The organism is Streptomyces sp. NPDC058291 (genome assembly GCF_042880855.1).
GTDB lineage: Bacteria > Actinomycetota > Actinomycetes > Streptomycetales > Streptomycetaceae > Streptomyces.
In genome coordinates this window covers 8,171-30,863 of the sequence record NZ_JBHVYK010000091.1, presented here as the reverse complement: position 1 = coordinate 30,863, position 22,693 = coordinate 8,171, and the positions used below count along the sequence as shown (strand labels likewise).

At 73.8% G+C, this 22,693-nt stretch carries 20 protein-coding genes; 13 read left to right on the top strand and 7 right to left on the bottom strand.

The window, feature by feature from the left end:
* Positions 1 to 123: 123 nt before the first annotated feature.
* Entirely contained in the window at positions 124 to 1,563 is a 1,440-nt protein-coding gene (gene gndA, locus ACFVYK_RS31960; RefSeq protein ID WP_389780027.1) for an NADP-dependent phosphogluconate dehydrogenase, read from the bottom strand.
* Positions 1,564 to 1,758: 195 nt separating this feature from the next.
* On the opposite strand from gndA, the gene ACFVYK_RS31955 reads away from it, so the two are divergent.
* Positions 1,759 to 3,012 (top strand): transglycosylase family protein, encoded by a 1,254-nt coding sequence (locus ACFVYK_RS31955; RefSeq protein WP_389780025.1) that lies wholly within the window; start codon positions 1,759 to 1,761, stop codon positions 3,010 to 3,012.
* Here ACFVYK_RS31955 and ACFVYK_RS31950 read toward each other — a convergent pair.
* Positions 3,002 to 4,315 carry a DMT family transporter gene (locus ACFVYK_RS31950; protein WP_389780024.1) on the bottom strand — a complete coding sequence of 438 codons (1,314 nt, stop codon included), beginning with the start codon at positions 4,313 to 4,315 and terminating at the stop codon, positions 3,002 to 3,004. The genes ACFVYK_RS31955 and ACFVYK_RS31950 overlap by 11 nt on opposite strands.
* Before the next feature lie 228 nt (positions 4,316 to 4,543).
* Between ACFVYK_RS31950 and ACFVYK_RS31945 the strand changes: the two genes are divergently transcribed.
* From ACFVYK_RS31945 to ACFVYK_RS31925, 5 genes are all read left to right on the top strand, one after another.
* Entirely contained in the window at positions 4,544 to 5,290 is a 747-nt protein-coding gene (locus ACFVYK_RS31945; RefSeq protein WP_389780022.1) for a (2Fe-2S)-binding protein, read from the top strand.
* Positions 5,291 to 5,343: 53 nt separating this feature from the next.
* Positions 5,344 to 6,504: a glycogen synthase gene (glgA, locus tag ACFVYK_RS31940; protein WP_389780021.1), complete on the top strand. Its 1,161-nt coding sequence runs from the start codon at positions 5,344 to 5,346 to the stop codon at positions 6,502 to 6,504.
* 53 nt (positions 6,505 to 6,557) lie between these two features.
* A complete protein-coding gene (glgC, locus tag ACFVYK_RS31935; RefSeq protein WP_389780020.1) occupies positions 6,558 to 7,778 on the top strand; it encodes a glucose-1-phosphate adenylyltransferase in 1,221 nt (406 codons plus the stop codon).
* A 172-nt stretch (positions 7,779 to 7,950) separates the two neighbouring features.
* Complete coding sequence (locus tag ACFVYK_RS31930) at positions 7,951 to 9,273, top strand: wax ester/triacylglycerol synthase family O-acyltransferase (protein ID WP_389780019.1); 1,323 nt, start codon at positions 7,951 to 7,953, stop codon at positions 9,271 to 9,273.
* A 103-nt stretch (positions 9,274 to 9,376) separates the two neighbouring features.
* Complete coding sequence (locus ACFVYK_RS31925; RefSeq protein ID WP_389780017.1) at positions 9,377 to 10,885, top strand: SDR family NAD(P)-dependent oxidoreductase; 1,509 nt, start codon at positions 9,377 to 9,379, stop codon at positions 10,883 to 10,885.
* A gap of 123 nt (positions 10,886 to 11,008) precedes the next feature.
* Here ACFVYK_RS31925 and ACFVYK_RS31920 read toward each other — a convergent pair whose 3' ends face one another.
* On the bottom strand, positions 11,009 to 11,776 hold the full coding sequence (locus ACFVYK_RS31920; RefSeq protein ID WP_389780015.1) for an SDR family oxidoreductase: 768 nt from the start codon (positions 11,774 to 11,776) through the stop codon (positions 11,009 to 11,011).
* A 25-nt stretch (positions 11,777 to 11,801) separates the two neighbouring features.
* Entirely contained in the window at positions 11,802 to 12,251 is a 450-nt protein-coding gene (locus ACFVYK_RS31915; RefSeq protein WP_389780013.1) for a hypothetical protein, read from the bottom strand.
* A gap of 457 nt (positions 12,252 to 12,708) precedes the next feature.
* On the opposite strand from ACFVYK_RS31915, the gene ACFVYK_RS31910 reads away from it, so the two are divergent.
* Positions 12,709 to 12,882 (top strand): hypothetical protein, encoded by a 174-nt coding sequence (locus ACFVYK_RS31910; protein ID WP_106980896.1) that lies wholly within the window; start codon positions 12,709 to 12,711, stop codon positions 12,880 to 12,882.
* Between the two features lie 158 nt (positions 12,883 to 13,040).
* Here ACFVYK_RS31910 and ACFVYK_RS31905 read toward each other — a convergent pair whose 3' ends face one another.
* Entirely contained in the window at positions 13,041 to 14,384 is a 1,344-nt protein-coding gene (locus ACFVYK_RS31905; RefSeq protein ID WP_389780011.1) for an amidase, read from the bottom strand.
* A gap of 143 nt (positions 14,385 to 14,527) precedes the next feature.
* Positions 14,528 to 15,244 (bottom strand): FadR/GntR family transcriptional regulator, encoded by a 717-nt coding sequence (locus ACFVYK_RS31900; protein ID WP_389780009.1) that lies wholly within the window; start codon positions 15,242 to 15,244, stop codon positions 14,528 to 14,530.
* Positions 15,245 to 15,518: 274 nt separating this feature from the next.
* On the opposite strand from ACFVYK_RS31900, the gene ACFVYK_RS31895 reads away from it, so the two are divergent.
* The 4 genes from ACFVYK_RS31895 to ACFVYK_RS31880 all read left to right on the top strand — a co-directional run bounded on the left by ACFVYK_RS31895 (position 15,519) and on the right by ACFVYK_RS31880 (position 18,552).
* The gene (locus ACFVYK_RS31895) at positions 15,519 to 16,277 is read left to right on the top strand and encodes an SDR family NAD(P)-dependent oxidoreductase (protein ID WP_389780007.1); all 759 of its coding nucleotides are present in this window, start codon (positions 15,519 to 15,521) and stop codon (positions 16,275 to 16,277) included.
* The gene (locus tag ACFVYK_RS31890; RefSeq protein WP_389780005.1) at positions 16,274 to 17,245 is read left to right on the top strand and encodes an aldo/keto reductase; all 972 of its coding nucleotides are present in this window, start codon (positions 16,274 to 16,276) and stop codon (positions 17,243 to 17,245) included. Before ACFVYK_RS31895 ends, ACFVYK_RS31890 begins: the two co-directional genes overlap by 4 nt.
* Positions 17,242 to 17,556 carry an L-rhamnose mutarotase gene (locus ACFVYK_RS31885; protein WP_389780003.1) on the top strand — a complete coding sequence of 105 codons (315 nt, stop codon included), beginning with the start codon at positions 17,242 to 17,244 and terminating at the stop codon, positions 17,554 to 17,556. The genes ACFVYK_RS31890 and ACFVYK_RS31885 overlap by 4 nt, the downstream gene beginning before the upstream one ends.
* A gap of 171 nt (positions 17,557 to 17,727) precedes the next feature.
* Complete coding sequence (locus ACFVYK_RS31880; protein ID WP_389780001.1) at positions 17,728 to 18,552, top strand: amidohydrolase family protein; 825 nt, start codon at positions 17,728 to 17,730, stop codon at positions 18,550 to 18,552.
* Here ACFVYK_RS31880 and ACFVYK_RS31875 read toward each other — a convergent pair.
* Positions 18,540 to 19,964, bottom strand: coding sequence for a lipase maturation factor family protein (locus tag ACFVYK_RS31875; protein ID WP_389780030.1), 1,425 nt, complete (start codon positions 19,962 to 19,964; stop codon positions 18,540 to 18,542). The two genes, ACFVYK_RS31880 and ACFVYK_RS31875, sit on opposite strands and share 13 nt — an antisense overlap.
* A gap of 137 nt (positions 19,965 to 20,101) precedes the next feature.
* Between ACFVYK_RS31875 and ACFVYK_RS31870 the strand changes: the two genes are divergently transcribed.
* The gene (locus ACFVYK_RS31870; RefSeq protein ID WP_389779999.1) at positions 20,102 to 20,509 is read left to right on the top strand and encodes a hypothetical protein; all 408 of its coding nucleotides are present in this window, start codon (positions 20,102 to 20,104) and stop codon (positions 20,507 to 20,509) included.
* A gap of 62 nt (positions 20,510 to 20,571) precedes the next feature.
* Positions 20,572 to 22,665, top strand: a complete 2,094-nt coding sequence (locus tag ACFVYK_RS31865) for a SpoIIE family protein phosphatase (RefSeq protein WP_389779997.1) — start codon at positions 20,572 to 20,574, stop codon at positions 22,663 to 22,665.
* Positions 22,666 to 22,693 lie beyond the last annotated feature (28 nt).

Sequence of the window (22,693 nt, the reverse complement as noted above, 5' to 3'; positions counted from 1 at the left end):
CTCACGTCCTCCCGGCCGAGTCCAGCCGTCAGCCGTCAGCCGTCAGCCGTCTGCCGTCTGCCGTCAGCCGTCGGCCGTGGCCGCCCGGCGGACAGGGCCGCCGGACGGGCCCACCCGACAGGGCTACGCGTCCACCTCCGAGCGGTCCCCGCCCCACAGGGTGTGGAACGCGCCCTCCCGGTCCACCCGCCGGTAGGTGTGGGCGCCGAAGAAGTCCCGCTGGCCCTGGGTGAGCGCCGCGGGCAGGCGCTGGGCGCGCAGAGCGTCGTAGTACGCGAGCGCGGCGGCGAACCCGGGCGTGGGCACCCCCTGGAGCGTCGCGGACACCAGCACCTCGCGCCACGCGTCCTGGGCCGCCGCGATCTCCGAGGCGAACGTCTCGTCGGAGAGCAGGCTCGGCAGGTCCGCGCGGGCGCCGTACGCCGCCCGGATCCGGTCGAGGAAGGCCGCCCGGATGATGCAGCCGCCGCGCCAGATCGCGGAGACGGCCCCGAGGTCGATGTCCCAGCCGTACTCCTCGCTGCCCGCCGCGATCTCGTGGAAGCCCTGGGTGTACGACACGATCTTCGAGGCGTACAGCGCCTGCTCCACCCGGTCGGCGAAGGCCTGCGCCTCCGCCGCGCCCAGCGCGGACGCCTTCGGGCCGGCCAGGTCGCGGGAGGCCTCGCGCAGCGCCGCGTGACCCGACAGCGAGCGGGCGAAGACGGCCTCCGCGATGCCCGACACCGGGACGCCGAGATCCAGCGCGATCTGCACGGTCCAGCGGCCGGTGCCCTTCTGCTCCGCCTGGTCCACCACGACGTCCACGAAGGGCTTGCCCGTCGCCGCGTCGACGTGGGACAGCACCTCGGCCGTGATCTCGATGAGGTAGGAGTCGAGGCGGCCGGTGTTCCAGGTGCGGAAGACGTCCGCGATCTCCGCGGGCTCGAACCCGGCGACGTCCCGCAGCAACTGGTAGGCCTCGCCGATGAGTTGCATGTCGGCGTACTCGATGCCGTTGTGGACCATCTTCACGAAGTGGCCGGCGCCGTCCGGGCCGACGTGGGTGACGCAGGGCGAACCGTCCGCCGCCTTCGCGGAGATCTTCTCCAGCATCGGGCCCAGCGACTCGTACGACTCCGCGGAACCACCTGGCATGATGCTCGGGCCGTGCAGCGCGCCCTCCTCGCCGCCGGAGATGCCCGCGCCGACGAAGTGCAGTCCCTGCTCGCGCAGCTCGCGCTCACGGCGGCGGGTGTCGGCGAAGTGGGCGTTGCCGCCGTCGATGATCATGTCGCCGGGTTCGAGCAGCGGGGCGAACTCGCGGATCACCGCGTCGGTGGGCTCACCGGCCTTCACCATGACGACCAGCCGGCGGGGCCGCTCCAGCGCCGCGACGAACTCCTTGGCCGTCTCGGCCGCGATGAACTCGCCCTCGTCGCCGAACTCCTCGACCAGGGCGCGGGTACGGGCCGCCGTCCTGTTGTGCAGCGCGACCGTGTAACCGTTGCGCGCGAAGTTGCGGGCGAGATTGCGCCCCATCACCGCGAGACCCGTGACGCCGATCTGGGCTGAAGTGCTCATACGGTTGGCTCCTTGGAGAGGTGTGCCCGTCAGTATCGTCCTCGCGACCATCCTGACGGGTATCGGGCCCGGTTTCCCGGCAGGCCCCCCGCGCGCCCCCGAGAGAGCCGGTGCGGCCGGTTGTCGTCTTGTCATGGCCTGTTCGGCGCCCATACTTTTGCCGCTCCTGACACATGCATGTCGAGGGGGATCTCCATGGCCGTACGGGGCCGGCACCGCCGGTATCAGCCGAGCAGGATCAACCGAGCCTCGCTCACCGTCACGGTGGGCGGCGCCGGCATGGCGATTCCGCTCATCGGCGCGGGAGCCGCCCAGGCGGCCGACGTGGACACCTGGAACAAGGTCGCCGCCTGCGAGTCGACCGGCGACTGGAGCGTCAACACCGGCAACGGCTACTACGGCGGGCTGCAGTTCACCCGGTCCACCTGGGAGGCGTACGGCGGCGCCCGGTACGCCCCCCGCGCGGATCTGGCCACCCGGGACCAGCAGATCGCCGTGGCCGAGCGGGTCCTCGACGGCCAGGGCCCCGGCGCCTGGCCGGTGTGCTCGGGACGGGCCGGACTGAGCCGGGGCGGCGACGCTCCCGCCGTCCACCCGCACGGCGCCGCCGCGAAGTCCGCCGAGGCGTCCTCCGACGCCAGGTCCTCCGCGGGGCCGACCGCGCGGACGTCCCCCGTCTCGAAGGCGTCCAGGACGTCCCTCGACGACGTGCGGCCGCAGAGCACCCCGCAGTCCCGGGCGGGCACCGCGCGGATGTACACGGTCGTCCACGGCGACACCCTGTCCGCAATCGCGGACGCCGAGGAGGTCCGGGGCGGCTGGCGCGGGCTCTACGCCGCCAACCGGACGACCGTCGGCGACGACCCGGACCTCATCCTGCCGGGGCAGCGGCTCAGCCTCAACGGCCGGACGAGCGCCGCGCACCCCTCCGGCGGCGGCACACCCCGCGCGCAGAAGCCGAAGACCTCCCCGGACGCCCGCAAGGGCAGACCGGCCAAGCGCACGAAGGCCCGCGAGGCCGACGGCGGCAAGGCGAGGACCGGCCATTCACTCGTCGCACCCGTCGGCGCGGCCACCGGGACGCCGTATCACGCGACCGGATCCTCATGGTCGAAGGGCTACCACACGGGCGTGGACTTCCCCGTGCCCACCGGCACCTCCGTGAAGGCGGTGAAGGCGGGCGAGGTGGTCAGCGCGGGCTGGGGCGGCTCCTTCGGCTACCAGGTGGTCATCCGGCACGCCGACGGCCGCTACACGCAGTACGCCCACCTGTCGGCGATCTCCGTCCGGGACGGGCAGTCGGTGACCGGCGGCCAGCGCATCGGCCGTTCCGGCTCCACGGGCAACAGCACGGGCCCGCATCTGCACTTCGAGGTGCGGACGGGGCCCGGCTTCGGGACGGACGTCGACCCGCTGTCCTATCTGCGGGCCGGCGGCGTCAGGATTTGACCCGCTCCCGATGCCGGTCCACGACCGGCATCGGGACGAACAGACCTCCGTACAACGGGGTGTAGAACGACGCGGGCGCGTCCGGGTCGGACGGCTCCTCCCCGTAGGGGTCGTCCCCCGCGCCGACCGGAAGCGACACCGGCGCGGGCGCCGGCCGGTGGTCGCCGCCCTCCGCCGGACCGTCTCCGGGTCGCACGCTTTCCATGTCGAGCCGTACGCCGTCCAGCCGGATGTCGTCGAGCCGCACGCCGTCCAGCGGCGAGGCCGCCGCCTGCTCCGGCAGCCGGGGCGCGATCCCGCCCCGCGACGCGGCGCCCGACCGCGCGCTCTCGACCGCCGTGTCGAACGCCGCCGTGTCGAACGCCGCCTTGTCGACGGGCGGGGCGCCCGGCGTCTCGACGGCCGGGGCCGCGGTGACCGCGTCCCCGGTGGCCGGAACCGTGGTGGCCGCGGCCTCCGCGGGCTGTGCGTGGCTCGTCTGCAGGCGTTCCGTCGTGAGCAGGATCAGGCCGCCCGCCGCCACCACGCCGCAGCCCAGGGCGAGCGCGGTGCCCGTGCTGCCGTAACGGAAGGTCTCGCCGAACATGGTGATGCCGACGGCGGCCGCCACCACCGGGTTGACCACGGTCAGCGTGGCCAGCGGAGCCGCGAGGCCCGCACCGCGGTAGGACGCCTGCGACAGCAGCATGCCGGCCGTGGCCAGCACGCCGATCACGGCCAGCGAGGGGACGTCGGCCGCCGAGACGCCGTCGGTCCAGTCGACGGCGACGGTCTTGGTGAACACCGACGACATGCCGAACGCTATGCCGGACGCGGTCGCCAGCAGCATGCTGCGGACCGCGGGGTGCCGGTGCGCGGCGCGCCCGGCGATCATCAGGGTCACGACCGCGCCCGCGGTGACCACGGCCACCGCCACCCGCTGCGCGGTGGTCAGCGAATGCGCGTCGGACGCCCCGACCAGGGACAGCAGACCCGCCAGGCCCACGGTCGCCATGATCGCGCCGCGCCAGGCCGTCGCCCCGGCCCTGCGGCCGACGAACAGCGCCGCCATGGGCAGTGCGAACACGATGGTCAGCGCCCCCAGCGGCTGGACCAGGCTGAGCGGACCGTAGGCCAGCGCCACCACGTGCAGAAGTCCGCCGAGACCGTTCAGCGCCACCGCGGCCCACCAGCCCGGACGGCGCAGTGGGGCGTACTCCTCGTCGGGCGAGGTCACCGCGACCTGCTCCTGCACGATCGCCCCGGCCGCGTACGCGACAGCGGAGACGAGCGACAGGACCACGGAGAACGCGAGGGCGCTCATGAGCTGCTCCTCTGCGTGAGGCGGGGGCACCGGGCCCGACGCGGCGAACGGTCGTCATCCATACCGAACACGATGCCCTGTCGATCTGTTCCCGTCGTCGTCCCTGAGCACCCAATGAGTCCTACTACCGATGGAGTACGACGGGCCCGCCGTCCTCCCTCAGGCGGGTGACGGACCAGGGGCACCCCTGATCACCGACCCCGACACCCCCTGGTATGACTGCACTTCGTGACCCTCGACCCCGATCTCGCCGCGCTGCGCCCGCTCGGCGGCTTCTTCGCCCTGCACACCCAGGCGGAGGGCTCGCCGGGCCCGGCCGGCGTGCTGCCGACCCTTGCGCGGGCGTACCGCGAACCCGCCGACAGCGCATCACCGAGGGCCCCTGACGATCCCCTGACGTCCCGCGTCCGCGCGGTGGTACGGGCCCTGCGCGCCCCGGAGGACCGGATCGGCGCCTCCGTGGCTCACCAGGGGCTCGCGGCCCGTCTGTGGTCCGTCGCCCTGGGTTGCGCGGCGCTGTACGGGAGCGTCCCGGACCTCGCCCCGGAGCTGCTGCGCTGGGACCCGGACGGGTCCGCCCCGGACGACCTGTGGCTGACGCGGGTACGGGCCCGGCCGGGGAACGCGGCGACCGTCGCCCAGGTGGTCGTCGACGCTCACCTGGAGCCCCTCTGCGCGGCCCTGCGGGCCCGCTACCGCGTCGCGGAGGGCCTGTTGCGGGGCAACGCCGGGTCGGCTCTGGCCTCGACCGCCCGACTGCTGGAGCAGTGGGCGGGTGCGCACGGCCGCCCCGAGGTCGCCGCACGCGCGCGTGGCCTCACCGCCGACCTCTTCGCCCACCCCTATCTCGCGGATGCCGGCGTCCTCACCGGCGCCGCCTTCCGCCGCCGCAGCTGCTGCCTGTACTACCGGGCGCCGGGCGGGGGCCTGTGCGGCGACTGTTGCTTCACACGACCCCCGTGCACTTCCGCATGAGCCCCGTGTGAGTGACCATGAAAGGGAACCGGTCGCTGAGATGGGGGTTACGGGTGCGAGTGGGACTGCTGACCCGGGAGTTTCCCCCGGACGTGTACGGCGGCGCCGGCGTCCACGTCGAGTTCCTCGCCCGCGAGCTGCGGCAGCTGGTGGACCTCGACGTGCACTGCTGGGGCGAGGGCCGCACGGACGGCGTACAGCGCCACCGCCCCTGGTCGGCGCTCGACGGGGCCAACGACGCGCTGCGCACGTTCTCCGTGGACCTCGCCATGGCGGCGGCCCTGGAAGGCCGCGAACTCGTCCACTCGCACACCTGGTACGCCAACCTCGCCGGGCATCTCGCCCAGCAGCTGTACGGCGTTCCGCACGTCGTGACCGCGCACTCGCTGGAGCCGCTGCGGCCGTGGAAGGCCGAGCAGCTCGGCGGCGGCTACGCCCTGTCCAGCTGGGCCGAGCGGAGCGCCGTGGAGGCCGCCGACGCGGTGATCGCCGTCTCCGGCGCGATGCGCGCGGACATCCTCGCCTGCTACCCCTCGCTCGCCCCGGACCGGGTGCACGTGGTGCACAACGGCATCGACACCGCGCTCTACCGCCCCGACCGCGGCACCGACGCCCTGGCCCGGATCGGTCTGGACCCGGACCGCCCGTTCGTGCTGTTCGTCGGCCGGATCACCCGCCAGAAGGGCGTGCCGCACCTGCTGCGCGCCGTCCGGGACATCGACCCGGCGGCGCAGGTCGTGCTGTGCGCGGGCGCCCCCGACACCCCCGAGATCGACCAGGAGTTCCGGGACCTCTTCGCGCAGCTGAGCCGGGCCCGGGACGGCGTGCACTGGATCCCGAACATGCTGCCGCGTCCCGAGGTGATCCAGCTCCTCACCCATGCGGCCGTGTTCGTGTGCCCCTCCGTCTACGAGCCGCTCGGCATCGTCAACCTGGAGGCGATGGCGTGCGGCACGCCCGTCGTGGCGTCCCGGGTCGGCGGCATCCCGGAGGTCGTGGAGGACGGCGTGACCGGCACGCTCGTCTCCCTGGACGGCGGGGGCGAGGCCTTCGAGGCGGGCCTCGGCCGCGCCCTCGACGCCATCCTCGGCGATGCGGCGACGGCGCGTCGCATGGGGGAGGCGGGGCGGGCCCGGGCGGTCGGCGAGTTCGGCTGGGACGCCGTGGCCCGGCGTACCGTCGGACTGTACGAGGAGATCCTCAAACAGGCGTAGAGAGCCCCGCGCCGGGGCAGCCATGGGTATCAACCAGGGTGAGGGGAGCGGCCATGCGTCGTGGTGGGCCTTCGGTGCTCGGGATCGTGCTGGCGGGCGGTGAGGGCAAGCGACTGATGCCGTTGACCGCGGACCGCGCCAAACCGGCGGTCACCTTCGGCGGCACGTACCGGCTCGTGGATTTCGTGCTGTCCAATCTCGTCAACGCGGACGTCCTGCGCATCTGCGTGCTGACGCAGTACAAGTCGCACTCGCTGGACCGGCACATCACCACCACGTGGCGGATGTCGAGCCTGCTCGGCAACTACGTCACGCCGGTCCCGGCGCAGCAGCGGCTCGGCCCGCGCTGGTACCTCGGGAGCGCGGACGCCATCCTGCAGTCGCTGAACCTGATCTACGACGAGCGGCCCGAGTACGTGGCGGTGTTCGGCGCCGACCACGTCTACCGCATGGACCCGCGGCAGATGCTGGAGCAGCACATCGACAGCGGCGCGGGCGTGACCGTCGCCGGCATCCGCGTGCCGCGCGGTCAGTCCTCCTCGTTCGGGGTGATCACTCCGGGCTCGGACGGCCAGACGGTCGAGCGGTTCCTGGAGAAGCCCGCCGACCCGCCGGGGCTGGTGGACGACCCGGAGTCCGTGTTCGCGTCGATGGGCAACTACATCTTCACCACGAAGGCGCTGATCGAGGCCCTGCAGCGCGACTCCGAGGACGAACGGTCCGTGCACGACATGGGCGGCTCGATCCTGCCCCAGCTCACCGAGCGCGGCGAGGCCGGGCTGTACGACTTCCAGGACAACCACGTGCCCGGGGAGACGACCCGCGATCAGGGGTACTGGCGCGACGTCGGCACGCTGGACGCCTACTACGACGCCCATATGGACCTCATCGCCGAGCGGCCGGCGTTCAACCTGTACAACCGCACCTGGCCGATCTACACCCACTCGGGCCAGTTGTCCCCGGCGCGTTTCAACGCGGGCGGCATCGCCGGCGAGTCGATCATCAGTTCGGGATGCCTGATCCGTGGGCAGGTCACCCGGTCGGTGCTGTCCCCGGGTGTCGTGGTCGACCCGGGTGCGGTGGTGCAGGGCTCGATCCTGCACGACAACGTGCACATCGGGCGGGGTGCGGTGGTGCGTGGGGCGGTCCTGGACAAGAACGTCGAGGTCCCCCCGGGGGCGACCATCGGGGTGAACCCGGAGCGCGACGCGGAGCTGTACACGGTCTCGAAGGGCGGAGTGATCGCCCTGGGCAAGGGCCAGCTGGTCACGTAGCCGGCCCGGCGGGTCGGCGGTCGACGGTCGGTGCAGGCCGGTGCGTCTCGTGACACGGCGCGAGACGGGAACGTCACCGGATGTTAACTGTGCGTAGTGCGGTCGTACTTGACCGTAATCGCTGGTGAGAGGTTGACTGTTTTCTCACCCGACCGTGACGCGAGGCAAGCCCTTGACTGCTGATGACCTGCTGGCACCGCTGGACCTGGCGTTCTGGAACATCGAGTCCGCCGACCACCCCATGCACCTCGGGGCGCTCGGCCTCTTCTCGGCGCAGTCGCCCGCCGCCGCCGCGCACGCGGCCGATCTGCTCGCCGCGCGGGCGGCGGCGGTCCCCGGGCTGCGCATGCGGATCCGGGACGTGTGGCAGCCCCTCGCCTTCGGCGGCGCGGTGCGCGAACCCGACCCCGGCTTCGACCCCCTGCACCACGTCCGCCTGCACGAGCGCGCGGCCGACTTCCAGGCCGAGGCCGGCCGGCTCATGCAACGGCCTCTGGAGCGCGGCCGCCCGCCGTGGGAGGCGCACGTGCTGCCGGGCGAGGACGGCGTCTCCTTCGCCGTCCTCTTCAAGTTCCACCACGCCCTCGCCGACGGACTGCGCGCGCTGACCCTGGCCGCCGCGGTCCTGGACCCCATGGACATGCCCGCGCCGCGGCCGCGGCCCGCCCGGCCCGCCGCACCCCTGATCCCCGATGTGCGCAGGCTGCCCGGCCTGCTGCGCGGAGCGGTCTCCGAGGTGGGCCGCGCCCTCGACATCGGCGCTTCGGTCGCGGTGTCGGGCCTCGGCGTCCGCTCCAGCACCGCGCTCACCGCCGAGTCCACCGGCACCCGCCGCACCGCCGGCGTCGTCATCGACCTCGACGACGTGCACCGGGTCCGCAAGGTCGCCGGCGGCACCGTCAACGACGTGCTGATCGCGGTCGTGGCGGGAGCCCTGCGCCGCTGGCTCGACGAGCGCGGCGACGGCAGCGCCGGCGTGCGGCCCCGCGCGCTGATCCCCGTCTCCCAGCGCCGTCCGCGCAGCGCCCACCCCCGGGGCAACCGACTCTCCGGATACATGCTGCGGCTTCCGGTAGACGACCCGGACCCGCTCGGCCGGCTCGCCCACTGCCGCACCGCCATGGACCGCAACAAGGACGCGGGGCCCGGCCGCGGCGCGGGCGCCGTGGCCCTGCTCGCCGACCACGTCCCGGCGCTCGCCCACCGTCTCGGCGGGCCCGTGGTCGGTCAGGCCGCCCGGCTCTGGTTCGACATCCTCGTCACCAGCGTCCCGCTGCCCGGCTTCGGCCTGAGACTCGGCGGGAACCCGCTCGGCGAGGTCTTCCCGTACGCCCCCCTCGCCCGCGGTCAGGCCCTGGCGGTCGCCGTCTCGACGTATCGAGGCCGGGTCCACTACGGGCTGGTCGCCGACGCCGAGGCCGTCCCCGATCTCGACCGGTTCGCGCGCGCGCTGACCGCCGAGGTGGAGACGCTCATCACGGCCTGCGGCTCTTGACGGGAACGCGTTTGGAGGAGCGGCCCGGCGCTCCGTAAAATCCCCTGTTCGTAGGCGGGCGCGGTCGGAGCGCCGCACAGGTGAGCAGGGAAGCGGCAGCGCGATGACGGTGACAGAGGACGGCTCGGCGGCGATCGCGGAGGACGTCGTGGACGAGGTCGTGTACGGGCCCGGCGTCGACCCGGAGCGGCTCGCGGTGTGCCTCGCCGTGCTGGAGGAACTCGACGGGCTGGACGTCGACCACCCCGACGCGATCGCCGTGCGCCGGGCCACCGCCGGCGTCTACCGCACCGTGAAGCAGCGCCGCAGGCAGGAGCGCCGGGCCGCCAAGACCGCCCACGACAAGGCCGTCACCGAGGCCACCGCCACCGGCTCCGCCCAGCGCATCGACGACGAGACCGAGGGCATCCTGCCGTCGTCCGTCACGCAGGAGGGCGGGATCGCGGGGATACTCCAGCGGCCGCGCTCCTGCTACACCTGCAAGACCAGGTACGTCGAGGTCGACTACTTCTACCACCAGCTCTGTCAGGACTGTGCCGAGCTGAACCGCTCGCGCCGTGACGTCCACGCCGACCTCAGCGGCAAGCGGGCGCTGCTCACCGGCGGCCGCGCCAAGATCGGCATGTACATCGCCCTGCGGCTGCTGCGCGACGGCGCGCACACGACGATCACCACACGCTTCCCCAAGGACGCCATCCGCCGCTTCAAGGCCATGGACGACTCCGCCGACTGGATCGACCGTCTGGAGGTCGTCGGCATCGACCTGCGCGACCCGGCGCAGGCCGTGGCCCTCGCCGACCGGGTCGCCGAGGCGGGCCCGCTCGACATCCTCATCAACAACGCGACGCAGACCGTGCGCCGGCTGCCCTCCGCCTACGCCGCCCTGGTCGACGGCGAGAGCGCGCCGCTGCCGGCCGGCGAGCTCCCCGCCCACCACGTCATCGGCGCCTTCGGCTCCGGCGCGGTGGACGGCCTGGCCGCGCTGCCCGTCGGGATCAGCGGCATGGACGCCCAGCAGGTCGCCGACCTCGCCCTGGTCGCGGGCAACGCGAGCGTGGCCCGGCACCTCGACGGCACCGCGATCGACGCGGGCGGCCTGGTCCCCGACGTCGTCGACACCAACACCTGGGTGCAGACCATCGAGCAGATCTCCCCGGTGGAGCTCCTCGAGACCCAGCTGTGCAACTACACGGCGCCGTTCATCCTGATCAGCAAGCTCCGTCCGGCGATGGCCGACGCCGCCAGGAAGGCGACGAGCGGGCGGGCCTACGTCGTCAACGTCTCGGCGATGGAGGGCGTCTTCGGCCGCGGGTACAAGGGCGCCGGCCACCCGAACACGAACGCCGCCAAGGCCGCGATGAACATGGTGACGCGCACCAGCGCCCAGGAGATGTTCCAGAGCGACGGCATCCTGATGACCTCGGTCGACACCGGCTGGATCACCGACGAGCGCCCGCACTTCGACAAGCTGCGGCTCGCGGAGGAGGGGTTCCACGCGCCGCTCGACCTCGTCGACGGGGCGGCCCGCGTCTACGACCCGGTCGTGCGGGGCGAGGCGGGGGAGGACCTGTACGGGGTCTTCCTGAAGGACTACGCGCCGGGCAAGTGGTAGGAACCCCGGCCGGCGACCGGGACCCCGGATCGGCGGCAGGGGTCCCGGGCGGGTAGGGAAGCCCCGACGGTCGGACCGGCGCGGCGCGGTCGCGTCGGCCGGGGCGCGGGCGGCCGCCGGCCTTCAGGTCGCGAGGCGGGCCCTGCGCACCCGGGTGCCGCCGTCCACCAGCAGATCCGCGCCCGTGATCCACCGCGCCTCGTCCGACGCCAGCCACAGCACCGCCCTCGCCACGTCCTCCGGCTCGCCGATACGGGCCAGCGGCAGGCCGGCCGCGGTCTCCCGCTCTCCCGGCTCCCAGACGAACCGCGCCATCTCGGTGCGGACGAGGCCGGGGGAGACCGAGTTGACCCGGACCCGAGGGCCCAGCTCTCCCGCCAGCTGCTGGGTGAGGTGGAGCAGCGCCGCCTTGCTGGTGCCGTACGCGCCCACGCCGGGACCGGTGTGCGCGGCCCCCTCGGTGCAGACGTTGACCACCGTCCCGCCGTGCTCGCGCATCCAGCCGCGCCACGCGCACTGAACCAGCCGCAGCGGCGCCTCGACGTTGACGGCGAACGCCTCCCGCCAGAGCGCCGGATCGGCGTCCATGAGGGGGCCGTAGGGCTGGTTCGTCGCCGCGTTGTTGACCAGGACGTCGAGCCGGCCGAACGCGCGCAGGCACAGCCCGGTGAGTTCCTCGGGGTGGCCGGGGTCCACGACGCTCCCGGCCAGGCCGACGCCGTTCAGCTCGGCGGCGGCGCGCCGCACGTCGTCCGGGTCGCGTGCGCTCACGCACACCTGCGCCCCGGCGTCGGCGAGCGCCCGCGCCACGGCCAGGCCGATGCCCCGGGTGGCCCCGGTGACGACGGCGGCCAGACCGTGCAGACCGTACCGCCCGTGCGAGGACGTCATCGCCGTACCGTCTCACGACGGGCCGTCAGTCGACAGCCCCCAGACGGGAGTTGCGCGCCGCGACCAGCTCCAGCACGGTGCGCCAGTCCTCCAGGACGCCCGCGTCGAAGACGGTCGTCCGAGCGTCCTCGTCGGCCTGGCGCAGGCTCAGCAGATCGTCGTCGAGGGGGCCGCCGCGCCAGGGGTGCAGCCGGACGAGACGGGCGACCCGTCGTCCGAGCAGCGGTCCTACCGCGTCGGCGGCGAGCCCGGCCCGGCCGGCCGGGCCGGCGGGGCGCAGCAGATGCCCGACGGCGTGGACCAGCCCGGCGAGCTGGAGCTCCTTGTCCGCGGGCCGGCCGCGGCGCAGCAGCGCGGCCGTCCGCAGCGCGTGGTCGTGGAGGTCGGCTCCGGGAGCCGGGCCGTGCGCGGTGTCCCGTACACCCCGGCACGCGTACAGCAGGTCCATCAGCTCCTCGACGCTGCGCAGCTCCATGCGTCAGTCCTCCCGCGAGTCAGCCGTTGTGCACATCAGCAGACCATGGCCTGCCGACGATCGGGCGAACGGCGTCTGAACGACGCGCCGGATCGGCAGGGGTGTTCACCGCTGTACGCCGGACGGGTGAACCCAACCGGCGCATCTGGCGGCATAAGGGTTCAATTCACCTGCGGGGACATACGGGTGACTCGCCACGGTTACCCCAAATTTTCGGGCCCTATCGAGCGGTGCCCCGCTCATCTGGTTACGCTGTAGCCGACGGACAGCAGGACGGAGTGCCACCCACACCCATCGTCCGTCTGGGACAAGCCGGTTCACAACGGCCAGCTCTCCTGGGAGTCACCGACGCAACCGCGTCGTCATCGACTCCAGCCCTACCCGAGGGAGCGTCCAGCGCCGGACCGCAGAGTGGCCGGCACGCCCCGAGGGTGATCCGACACATAAGGAGTGCGCGGTGACACCGGAGAAGACGAATCGCGAACAGCGCCCCAAGGAACGCACGGAGCGCGCCGGCCGCCGACCTGGCGAGCTCGGCAGCCTCGACGTGTGGGCGCGCTCCGCCCCGATCCGCCTGGCGGGCTACGAGGACGACCTCGCCGAGCCGCACATCCTGCCCAGCGTGGACTGAACCCGCCCGCGGGACCCCTCGCGATCGCCGACGCATGGGCGTGCGCGCACCCGGCTCGCGCCCATGCAGCACACCGGCCTCACCCGTTCTTCGGCCTTACGGCCCTCCCTCGGGGCCCTGCGGTCGTCCGGCGCTGCCGCTGCGACTTCCGCTTCCGCTCAGTCCAGTGGCGCTGTCCGCCGCCACGGGCGCAGCGTCTCCATCTGCTCGGCCAGGCGCAGGAGTTCGCCCTCCGTACCCGGTCGGCCCACCAGTTGCACGGCGGTGGGAGCGCCGGACGGCAGCGTCCCGAACGGGACGGCCATCGCCGGCCAGCCGGTCAGGTTCCACGGCGGAGTCAGCGGCGAGTAGTTCGTGTTCACCAGGACGTTGCGCAGCCAGCCCCGCTCGTGCCACGGCGCCGCCTTCGGCGAGCGTCGCGCCAGCGCCGGAGTGAGCAGCACGTCGTACCGGGCGAAGAACGGCTCCAGACGCCTGCGCAGCTCCTCCCGGGCCGTACCGCCGCGCACCCCGCTCAGGAAGCGCCGCCCGACGGCCGCGTGGACCCGGGTGCGCCGGGCCAGCAGCCGGGCGTCCAGGCCGGCGGCGTCCACGGCCGTGCCCGCCGTCCAGTGCGCGAGCGACGTGACCCCCAGCGACAGCGGATACGGGGGCTCGGCCCGCTCCACGTGGTGTCCCGCCCGCACGAGCACCCCGGCCGCCTCCCGGGCCGCTTCCGTGTACGGCCTGCTCACCGTGACGCCGGCCAGCGGACTGCGGACGGAGACGGCGACCTTGAGCGCGCCGGGCTCCAGGCGTCCCGCGATCGCGGAGCCGGCCAGAACGGACAGCATCAGCCGCGCGTCCTCGACGGTCGTCGCCAGCGGGCCGTTCTCCGACATCCCGAACCAGTCGCCCTCGCCGATCCCGGCCGGCACCACCCCGTGCCCCGGCTTGATCGTCACCAGTCCGCAGTTGGCGGCCGGGATGCGCAGAGAGCCCATCCCGTCGTTGCCGAGCGCGATCGGCGTCATCCCGGCGGCGACCGCGGCCGCGCTGCCGCCGGAGGAGCCGCCCGCGGTGCGGGAGGTGTCCCACGGATTGCGGGCCGTGCCGTGCACGCCCTCCGTGGTGCCGAAGACACACAGCTCGGGCACCTGGGTCAGGCCGACGACCACCGCGCCGGCCGCCCGCAGCCGGGCCACGGTGACATGGTCGGCGTCGGCCGGCGCGTCCGGCGTCGCGGCCGAGCCGACCCGCGTCGGCTCGCCCCGCACGCCGAGGTTGTCCTTGACCGCCAACGGCACCCCGGCCAACGGCAGTTCGGCCAGATCCGGCCGGGCGGCCACCTCGTCCGCCTCGGTCAGCGCGGCCGCGGCGCGCACGACGCGGAACGCCCCGATCCGCCCGTCCAGCCGCTCGATCCGCGCGAGATGCTCGGCCACCACCTCCCGGGGGGTGACCTCCTTCGCGCGTACGGCGGCGGCGATCTCGGCGGCGGTCCGACCGACCCAGTTGGTCACGGCAGCTCCTCGGGGTGTCCACTACTCGCGAGTACGTGGGAGAACTCTGCCCCGCCGAGCCCCTCGCGTCGACCTCGCGTGCGGGGCGCGGCGCCGGCCCCGCCGCCCTCGCTCCTGGCCGGCGACGAGCCACCGGCCGCGGCTCAGGAGTTCACCTGCGCCCTGAGCCATTCCTCCACCTCGCCCACATGGGCGGCGGCCGCCGCGCGGGCGGCCTCCGGGTCGCGGGCGACGAGCGCGCGGTGGATCGCGGCGTGCTCGCGGCGCGTGCGGGCGAAAGCGCCTTCCTCCTGGTAGCCCCGCCACACCCGGGCCCGGAAGGTCCGCGAGGAGAGGCCCTCCAGGATCGCCGCCATCGTCTCGTTGCCGGCGGCCGACGCGATCGCCCGGTGGAAGGCCAGGTCGTGCGCGAGGATCTCCTCCGGGTCGTCCGTGGCGTTCATCGCCGCGAGGTGCTCCCCGACGAGGTCCAACTGCTCCGGGGTGATCCGGGCCGCGGCCAGGGCGGCGGCCGTCGACTCCAGGATCCGCCGGATCTCCAGCAGCTCCACCAGCCGCGGCCCGCGTGAGAGGTCGGCGACCACGCCGAAGGTCTCCAGCAGGTCCCCGGCCTGGAGCTGGGTGACGTAGATGCCGGAGCCGTGCCGGGCCTCCAGCACGCCCAGGACCGTGAGCGCCCGGATCGCCTCGCGCACCGAACTGCGGGAGATGCCCAGCTGGGCCGCGAGATCCCGCTCGGTCGGCAGCCGCTGGCCGGGCTCCAGCAGACCCTCGCCGATCATCGCCTTGATCCGCTCGATGGCGCGCTGCGTCACGGTGCCCTTCGGGGCGGCTGTCCCGCCGGGCGGGGTCTCTTCCACGTGCCTCTCCTGTCGCCGTGCGCCGCGGCCCGGTCCCGCAGTGGTCGGACCACTTGAGCCGTGAACCTGGTGAAAAGGCTAGTCGGGGGGTGTTGCCGCACGGAAGTGGTCTGATAAATATGCGGCAGCAAGCGTATCGACCCGTCCGAGGACCCGGCCCACGGAGCCGGTGCGACCCCGATGCGGGCACGATGCGCAGGGCGAGTGCGCCCCGCACCTGCCCCGGCGGCGGTCTGCGGGCCGCCGACCTCGAAAGCCGGAAGGAGAAGGCGGCGTGAGCGACTTCGAAGGGCTGACGGCCCTGGTGACGGGTGGCGCCTCCGGGATCGGCCGGGCCACCGCGCAGCTGCTGGCCGAGCGCGGCGCCCGGGTCGCCGTCCTCGACCTCGACCCGTCGGGCGTCGAGAAGCCGCTGCTCGGCTACCGGGCCGACGTCGGCGACGACGTCGGCGTGCGCGAGGCGGTCGCGGCCGCCGTCGCCGACCTCGGCGGGCTCGACGTGCTGGTCAACAACGCGGGCATCGGCGCCCAGGGCACCGTCGAGGACAACGACGACGCCGAGTGGCACCGTGTCCTGGACGTCAACGTCGTCGGCATGGTCCGCACCTCCCGCGCGGCCCTGCCGCACCTGCGGCGCTCCCCGCACGCGGCCGTCGTCAACACCTGCTCCATCGCCGCCACCGCGGGCCTCCCGCAGCGCGCCCTCTACAGCGCGACCAAGGGCGCGGTGCACGCGTTGACCCTGGCCATGGCCGCCGACCACGTCCGTGAGGGCATCCGCGTCAACTGCGTCAACCCCGGCACCGCCGACACCCCGTGGGTCGGCCGGCTGCTCGACTCGGCCGACGACCCGGCCGCCGAACGCGCCGCCCTGGAGGCCCGCCAGCCCACCGGCCGGCTGGTCAGCGCGGCCGAGGTCGCCGGCGCGATCGCCTACCTGGCGAGCCCGCTGTCCGGCGCCACCACGGGAACCGCGCTCGCCGTCGACGGCGGCATGCAGGGCCTGCGGTTGCGCCCGGCGGGCCCGCGGTGACCGGCCTCGGCCGCAGCGCCGTCCAGGTCAGCGCCCTCGGCCTCGGCGCCGCCCCCCTCGCCAACCTCTACGCCGAAGTCACCGACGCCCAGGCGCACGACACCGTGAGCGCCGCCTGGCGGCGGGGCGTGCGCTACTTCGACACCGCGCCGCACTACGGCCTCGGACTGTCCGAACGGCGACTGGGCGCCGCCCTGCGGGACTTCCCCCGGGCGCGGTACACGGTCTCCACCAAGGTGGGCCGTCGGCTGGAGCCCGTGCGTCGGCCGGACGGCGACGACCTGGCCAACGGCTTCGCGGTGCCCGCCACCCACCGCCGGGTGTGGGACTTCAGCGCCGACGGCGTGCGCCGCTCCCTGGAGGCGTCGCTCGAACGGCTCGGCCTCGACCGCGTCGACGTCGTCTACCTCCACGACCCCGACGACCACGCCGAGCAGGCCTTCCGCGAGGGCTATCCCGCCCTGGAGGAACTGCGCTCGCAGGGCGTGGTGGGCGCGATCGGCGCCGGCATGAACCAGACGGAGATGCTCACCCGCTTCGTCCGCGACACCGACGTCGACGTGGTGCTGTGCGCCGGCCGGTACACGCTGCTCGACCAGCGGGCCGGCGACGACCTGCTGCCCGCGGCCCTGCGGCGGGGCGTCTCGGTGGTGGTCGGCGGCGCCTTCAACTCGGGCCTGCTGGCCGACCCACGACCCGGCGCGACGTACGACTACGCCCGGGCGCCCGCCGAGCTGCTGCACAGGGCCCTGCGCATGAAGGAGGCCGCCGCCCGGCACGGCGTCACCCTGCGCGCCGCCGCACTGGCCTTCTGCGCCGCCCATCCGGCGGTCGCGAGCGTCCTCGTCGGCGCCCGCTCGGCCGCCGAGGCCGAGGACTGCGCCGAGCAGTTCGCCGCCCCCGTCCCCGCCGCGCTCTGGGAGGAGCTGCGCGAGAGCGGACTGCTGCCCGTGAAGGAGCCGTCATGAGGGTCGCCCTGCACACCAAGGTGCGCGCGGACCGGATCGCCGCGTACGAGGCCGCGCACCGCGAGGTGCCGGTCGAGCTCACCGACGCCATCCGCGCCGCAGGCGCCACCGGCTGGACGATCTGGCGCAGCGGGACGGACCTGTTCCACGTCCTGGAATGCGAGGACTACGCCCGGCTCCTCGCCGAGCTGGAGAAGCTGCCGGTCAACGTGGGCTGGCAGGCCCGCATGGCCGAGCTGCTCGCCGTGCCGCACGACTACTCCGACGGGGGCGCCGACGCGGGCCTGCCCGTCGTCTGGGAACTGCCGTGACCGTGGCGGAGCTGCCGGGACTCACCACCCTGGGCGAACTGCCAGGACTCGCGCCCTTGGGCGAGCTGCCGTGACCGACGACCGTGGGGGAGCTGCGGTGATCGTCGGCCGTGGGGGAGCTGCCGTGACCGACGGCCGTGGGCGAGCTGCCGTGACCGCCGGGGAGCCGCGATGACCGTCGACGCGCACCACCACGTGTGGGACCTGTCCGTGCGGGACCAGGACTGGATCGCCGAGGACAGTCCGCTGCGACGGGACTTCCGCGTCGAGGACCTGGCGGCCGAGGCCCGCGCGGCCGGGGTCGACCGCACGGTCCTCGTCCAGACGGTCACCGTGGCCGAGGAGACCCCCGAGTTCCTCACCCTGGCGGACGCGCACGCGTTGATCGCGGGGGTGGTCGGCTGGACCGACCTCACCCGCCCGGACGTCGCCGACGAACTGGCCCGGCTGCGCGAGCTGCCCGGCGGCCGCTTCCTCAAGGGCGTCCGGCACCAGGTCCAGGGCGAGCCGGACCCGCGGTGGCTGCTGCGGGCGGACGTGCGGCGGGGGCTCACCGCCGTCGCCGACGCCGGACTGGTCTACGACCTGGTGGTCCTGCCCCACCAGCTGCCTGCCTGCGCCGAGGCGGCCGCCGCGCTGCCCGGGCTCACCTTCGTCCTGGACCACTTGGGCAAGCCGCCCGTCGCGGCCGGCGTGCTGCGGCCCTGGGCCTCGGACGTCACGGCCCTCGCCGCCCTGCCCAACACGGTCTGCAAGCTCTCCGGCATGGTCACCGAGGCCGCCCCCGGGTCCTGGAGCACCGACGACCTGCGCCCGTACGCCGACGTCGTGCTGCAGGCCTTCGGACCGGACCGGCTGATGTTCGGCTCGGACTGGCCGGTGTGCACGCCCGCCGCCTCGTACGCGCAAGTCCTCGACCTCGCACGGAAGTTGACGGACGCCCGCGAGCACCAGCAGATCTTCGAGACGACCGCCACGCGGGTCTACGGCCTCTGAGCCCCCGCCAGCCGGGTCGGCGGCAGGTACTCGCGGACATACGTCCGCTGCCACCACGCGCCCGTCTCCCGCAGCTCCCGCCGGGTCGAGTACCGGTAGCGGAACAGGCGGGCGCGGATGTGCCGCGGGGGCCGGTCGGGCGGGAACGGGGAGCGGCGCAGCAGCCTCAGCGTGTCGCGGTCGTTCTCCAGCAGCAGTTCCACGAAGGCGGCGAACCACGCTCCGGCGTACGCCGGGGAGAGCGCCGCGAACCACATCATCCAGTCCAGCCGCAGATGGTAGGGGGCGAACTGGCGCGGCCGACGCCGGGGATCGCCCGGCTTGCCCCGGAACTCGTACTCCCGCCAGTCGGAGTCCTCGCGCGGCACGTCCTCCAGCGTGCCCTCGACGACCACCTCGTAGCGGACCCGGCTGACGCTGCCGAACGCGCCGTAGGTGTTGACCAGGTGCAGCGGATCGAAGGAGCGGTTCATCACCTGGCGGCGGGAGAGCATGTTGACCACCGGGCGGTGGCTCAGGAACAGCAGCAGCGCGGCCGTGGCGCAGACCACGACCTCGAACCACACGGGTGCGGCCGGGGCGGTCCGGTGACCGTCGCCGCCGGGCAGGGCGAGCGCGGGCACGGCCAGCACGACGGTGATCCAGTTCAGCCACGCGAAGTTGCCCGACAGCACCAGCCACAGCTGGGTGGCGATCATCAGGGACGCGGCCGCCGTCGCGATCGGCTGCGGGGTGAACAGCAGGAACGGCACGACGAGTTGCGTGAGGTGGTTGGCGGCCGCCTCGACGCGGTGCAGGGGTTTCGGCAGCCGGTGGAACCGCCGGCTCAGCGGGCCGGGCATGGGCTGGGTCTCGTGGTGGTGGTAGAGGCACGTCAACTTCCGCCAGCAGGCGTCGCCCCGCATCTTGATCAGGCCCGCGCCGAACTCGACCCGGAACAGGATCCAGCGCAGCAGGAAGAGCACCAGGACCGGCGGCCCCACCTCGTCGTTGCCGAGGAACACGGCGAGGAAGCCGGTCTCCAGCAGCAGGGACTCCCAGCCGAACCCGTACCAGGTCTGGCCCACGTTGACGATCGACAGGTACAGCGCCCACGGCAGCAGCCACAGCGCCATCGCCGCCCAGAGCGGCACGAGGGCGTCCACTCCGGCCAGCAGCGCCGCCGACACCGCGCAGCCCGTCCAGGCGCAGGATGCGAACAGCCGGTCGGAGTAGCGCAGTTGGAACAGGCTGGGCGCCCTCCGGAAGGGCGTTTGCGCCACGAACCGGGGGACCGGCAGCATGCCGCGCTCGCCGAGCAGCGGGCGGAACTGCAGGACCGCCGTCAGGAACGCGACCAGGTACACGCCGGCCAGGCCCCGCTGGAAGACCAGCCGGCTGAGCCAGTACTCGGGTGCGATGAACCATTCCACGGCCGTGCGCTCCTCCTCTCCGCCGTGGGCCACGCTCCGTGTTCATGTCCTCCGCTTGCGTGACCGTGGCGGGTGCGGCAGACAATAGTGGGCGAATCCCCTTTCAGGGGCGGACCGAGTCGATGCGGGAGAACGTGGTGCGACTACCCACTGCCCCTCTCCTCACCGCCTGTGCGCTCTCGGCGGCGCTCATCGTCGCCGGCCGCGGCGGTGAAGGAGCCAAGTACACGATGCCGGGCCCCGAGGCCGTCTTCCCGGCGGCACAGGGCCGGGTCCTGTTCGCCGACCCCCTCACAGACCTCTCCGACACCGGCTCCGACCCGGCCCCGGACCCGGGCGACGACCCCGATCCCGGCTCCGACCCCGATCCCGGCTCCGGCCTCGACCGCGGCGCCGAGCCCGGCGCCATCGGCCCCGAGTCCGTCCCCGAGGTCCCCGACCTGCCCGACGGCGGCGGGCTGATCCCCGACGGACCCGACGAGTCCGTCGGGCTCGACCCGTCCGATCCCATCTTCGGCAGCCCTGCCGACACCGTCCTCGGCTGACCGTGGCCGCGGGCGCACGCCCCCCGGTCGAAGAATCGGGCAAACCCTGGCAAGGTGGCCCCATGGCTGATCGGGGAGCGAGCGCCCTGTCACTCCCGGACGACTGGCCCGCCCACCCGGATCCGATCCTGGCGCTCAACCGCATGGGCAGCTTCGACTGGGACCTGGACTCGGGGCTGTTCCACATGGACGCCCGAGCCCACGAGATCTTCGACCTACGTCCCGACGAATACGACGGCGACCCGGCCTCGCTCGCCGTGCGGCTCCCGCCGAACGAGGCCATCCGGCTGGACGCCCTGGTCGCCCAGGCGATCAAGGACGGCAGCGAGAACTACGGCGCCTACTTCCGCACGCGGCTGCGCGGCGGCGCCCTGCGCTGGACCCACACCCAGGGCTACATCCGGCGCGACGACACCGGCCGCCCGCGCCGCATCGTCGGCATCGTGCGCGACGCGACCGACGAGATCGGCGACCTCGCCGCCCGACGCGACGAAGACGCCCTGGACGACGCGCGCCGCGAGCAGACCAACGTCGTCCAGCTCACCACGGCGGCCCTGGCGCACGCCCGTACCGTGCAGGACGTCATCGACGTCCTCAAAGACACCCAGGGCCTCACGCACCTGGGGGCCACCAGTCTGGTCATGGGGCTGGTCGAGGCCGGGCGCATCCGGCTGATCGCCGAGGGACCCGAGGGCAGCTTCGTGCCCGGCACGCTCGTCACCCGGATCGACGAGCCGTACCCGATGAGCGAGGTCGTGCGCACCCTCACCCCCCGCTTCATCGAGTCGCCGGACGAGTTCGCCCGCGGCTACCCCGTGCTGTGGCCGCACCTCACCGACCTGAGGATCACCTCGGCGGCCTATCTGCCGCTCATCGTGCAGGCCAGCCCGATCGGGGCCATGGGCCTGCTCTACAGCGACCGGCGCGGCTTCACGCCCGAGGAGCGCAACATCCTCGTCGCCCTCGGCAGCAGCATCGCGCAGAGTCTGCAACGGGCCATGTTCTACGAGGAGGAGAAGGACATCGCGCAGGGCCTCCAGCAGGCCATGCTGCCGCGCACCATCCCCAGCGTGCCCGGCGCCGACGTCGCCGTCCGCTACCGCGCCGCCACCATCGGCGGCTCGCTCGGCCGCGACATCGGCGGCGACTGGTACGACCTGATCCCCCTGCCCGGCGGCCGCGTCGGCGCCGTCATCGGCGACGTCCAGGGGCACGACACGCACGCGGCGGCCGTCATGGGCCAGCTGCGCATCGTGCTCAGGGCCTACGCGGCCGAGGGGCACACCCCGGCCACCGTGATGGCCCGCGCCTCCGTCTTCCTGCACGAACTCGACACCGACCGCTTCGCCACCTGCCTGTACGCGGAGGCCGATCTGACCACCGGGGTCGTCCAGGTGGTGCGCGCCGGGCACATCGACCCCCTGCTGCGCGACCCCGACGGCGCCTGCCGGCGCGTCGCGGTGCCCGGCGGGCTGCCGCTCGGCCTGTCCGCCGAGTTCGGCAGCCTGGAGTACCCCGTCGGCACCGTCGAACTCGATCCCGGCCACACGCTGCTGCTGTGCACCGACGGGCTCGTCGAGCAGCCCGGGGCCGACCTCGACGACGGCATGCTCGCCCTCGCCGCCTTCATCTCCGCCGGCCCCGACGACGTGCGCAGACTCGCCGACCAGCTCATCGAGGTCGCCGAGGAGCGCGGTGGCGACGACGACGTGGCCCTGCTCCTGCTGCGCCGGCGCGGCCCGGACGGCGCCCAGGCCGGCAACCGGCTCCAGCAACATGTGGCGCCGGGCGATCCGGAGGCCCTCGCCGAGGCCCGGCACATGATCCGTGCCGCGGTCCGCGCCTGGGGCGGCCGGGACCGCTCCGACGAGGTCGAGCTCGTCGCGGACGAACTGATCACCAACGCGCTCATGCACACCGAGGGCGCGGCGATCGTCACGCTGCGGGCGCTCACCGGCGGCGAGCGCCGGCTGCGCGTCGAGGTCGAGGACTCCTCCAGCGCCCTGCCGCGCCGCCGCGAGGCGGGCGAGTCCGGCGTCTCCGGGCGCGGCCTGATGCTGGTGGACCTGCTCGCCGACGCGTGGGGAGTGGAGGCGCGCGGCGGCGGCAAGTGCGTGTGGTGCGAGTTCGGAGTCCCGGCGACGGAACGGCCCTGATCGCGCACCGCACCGGACGCGCACCCGG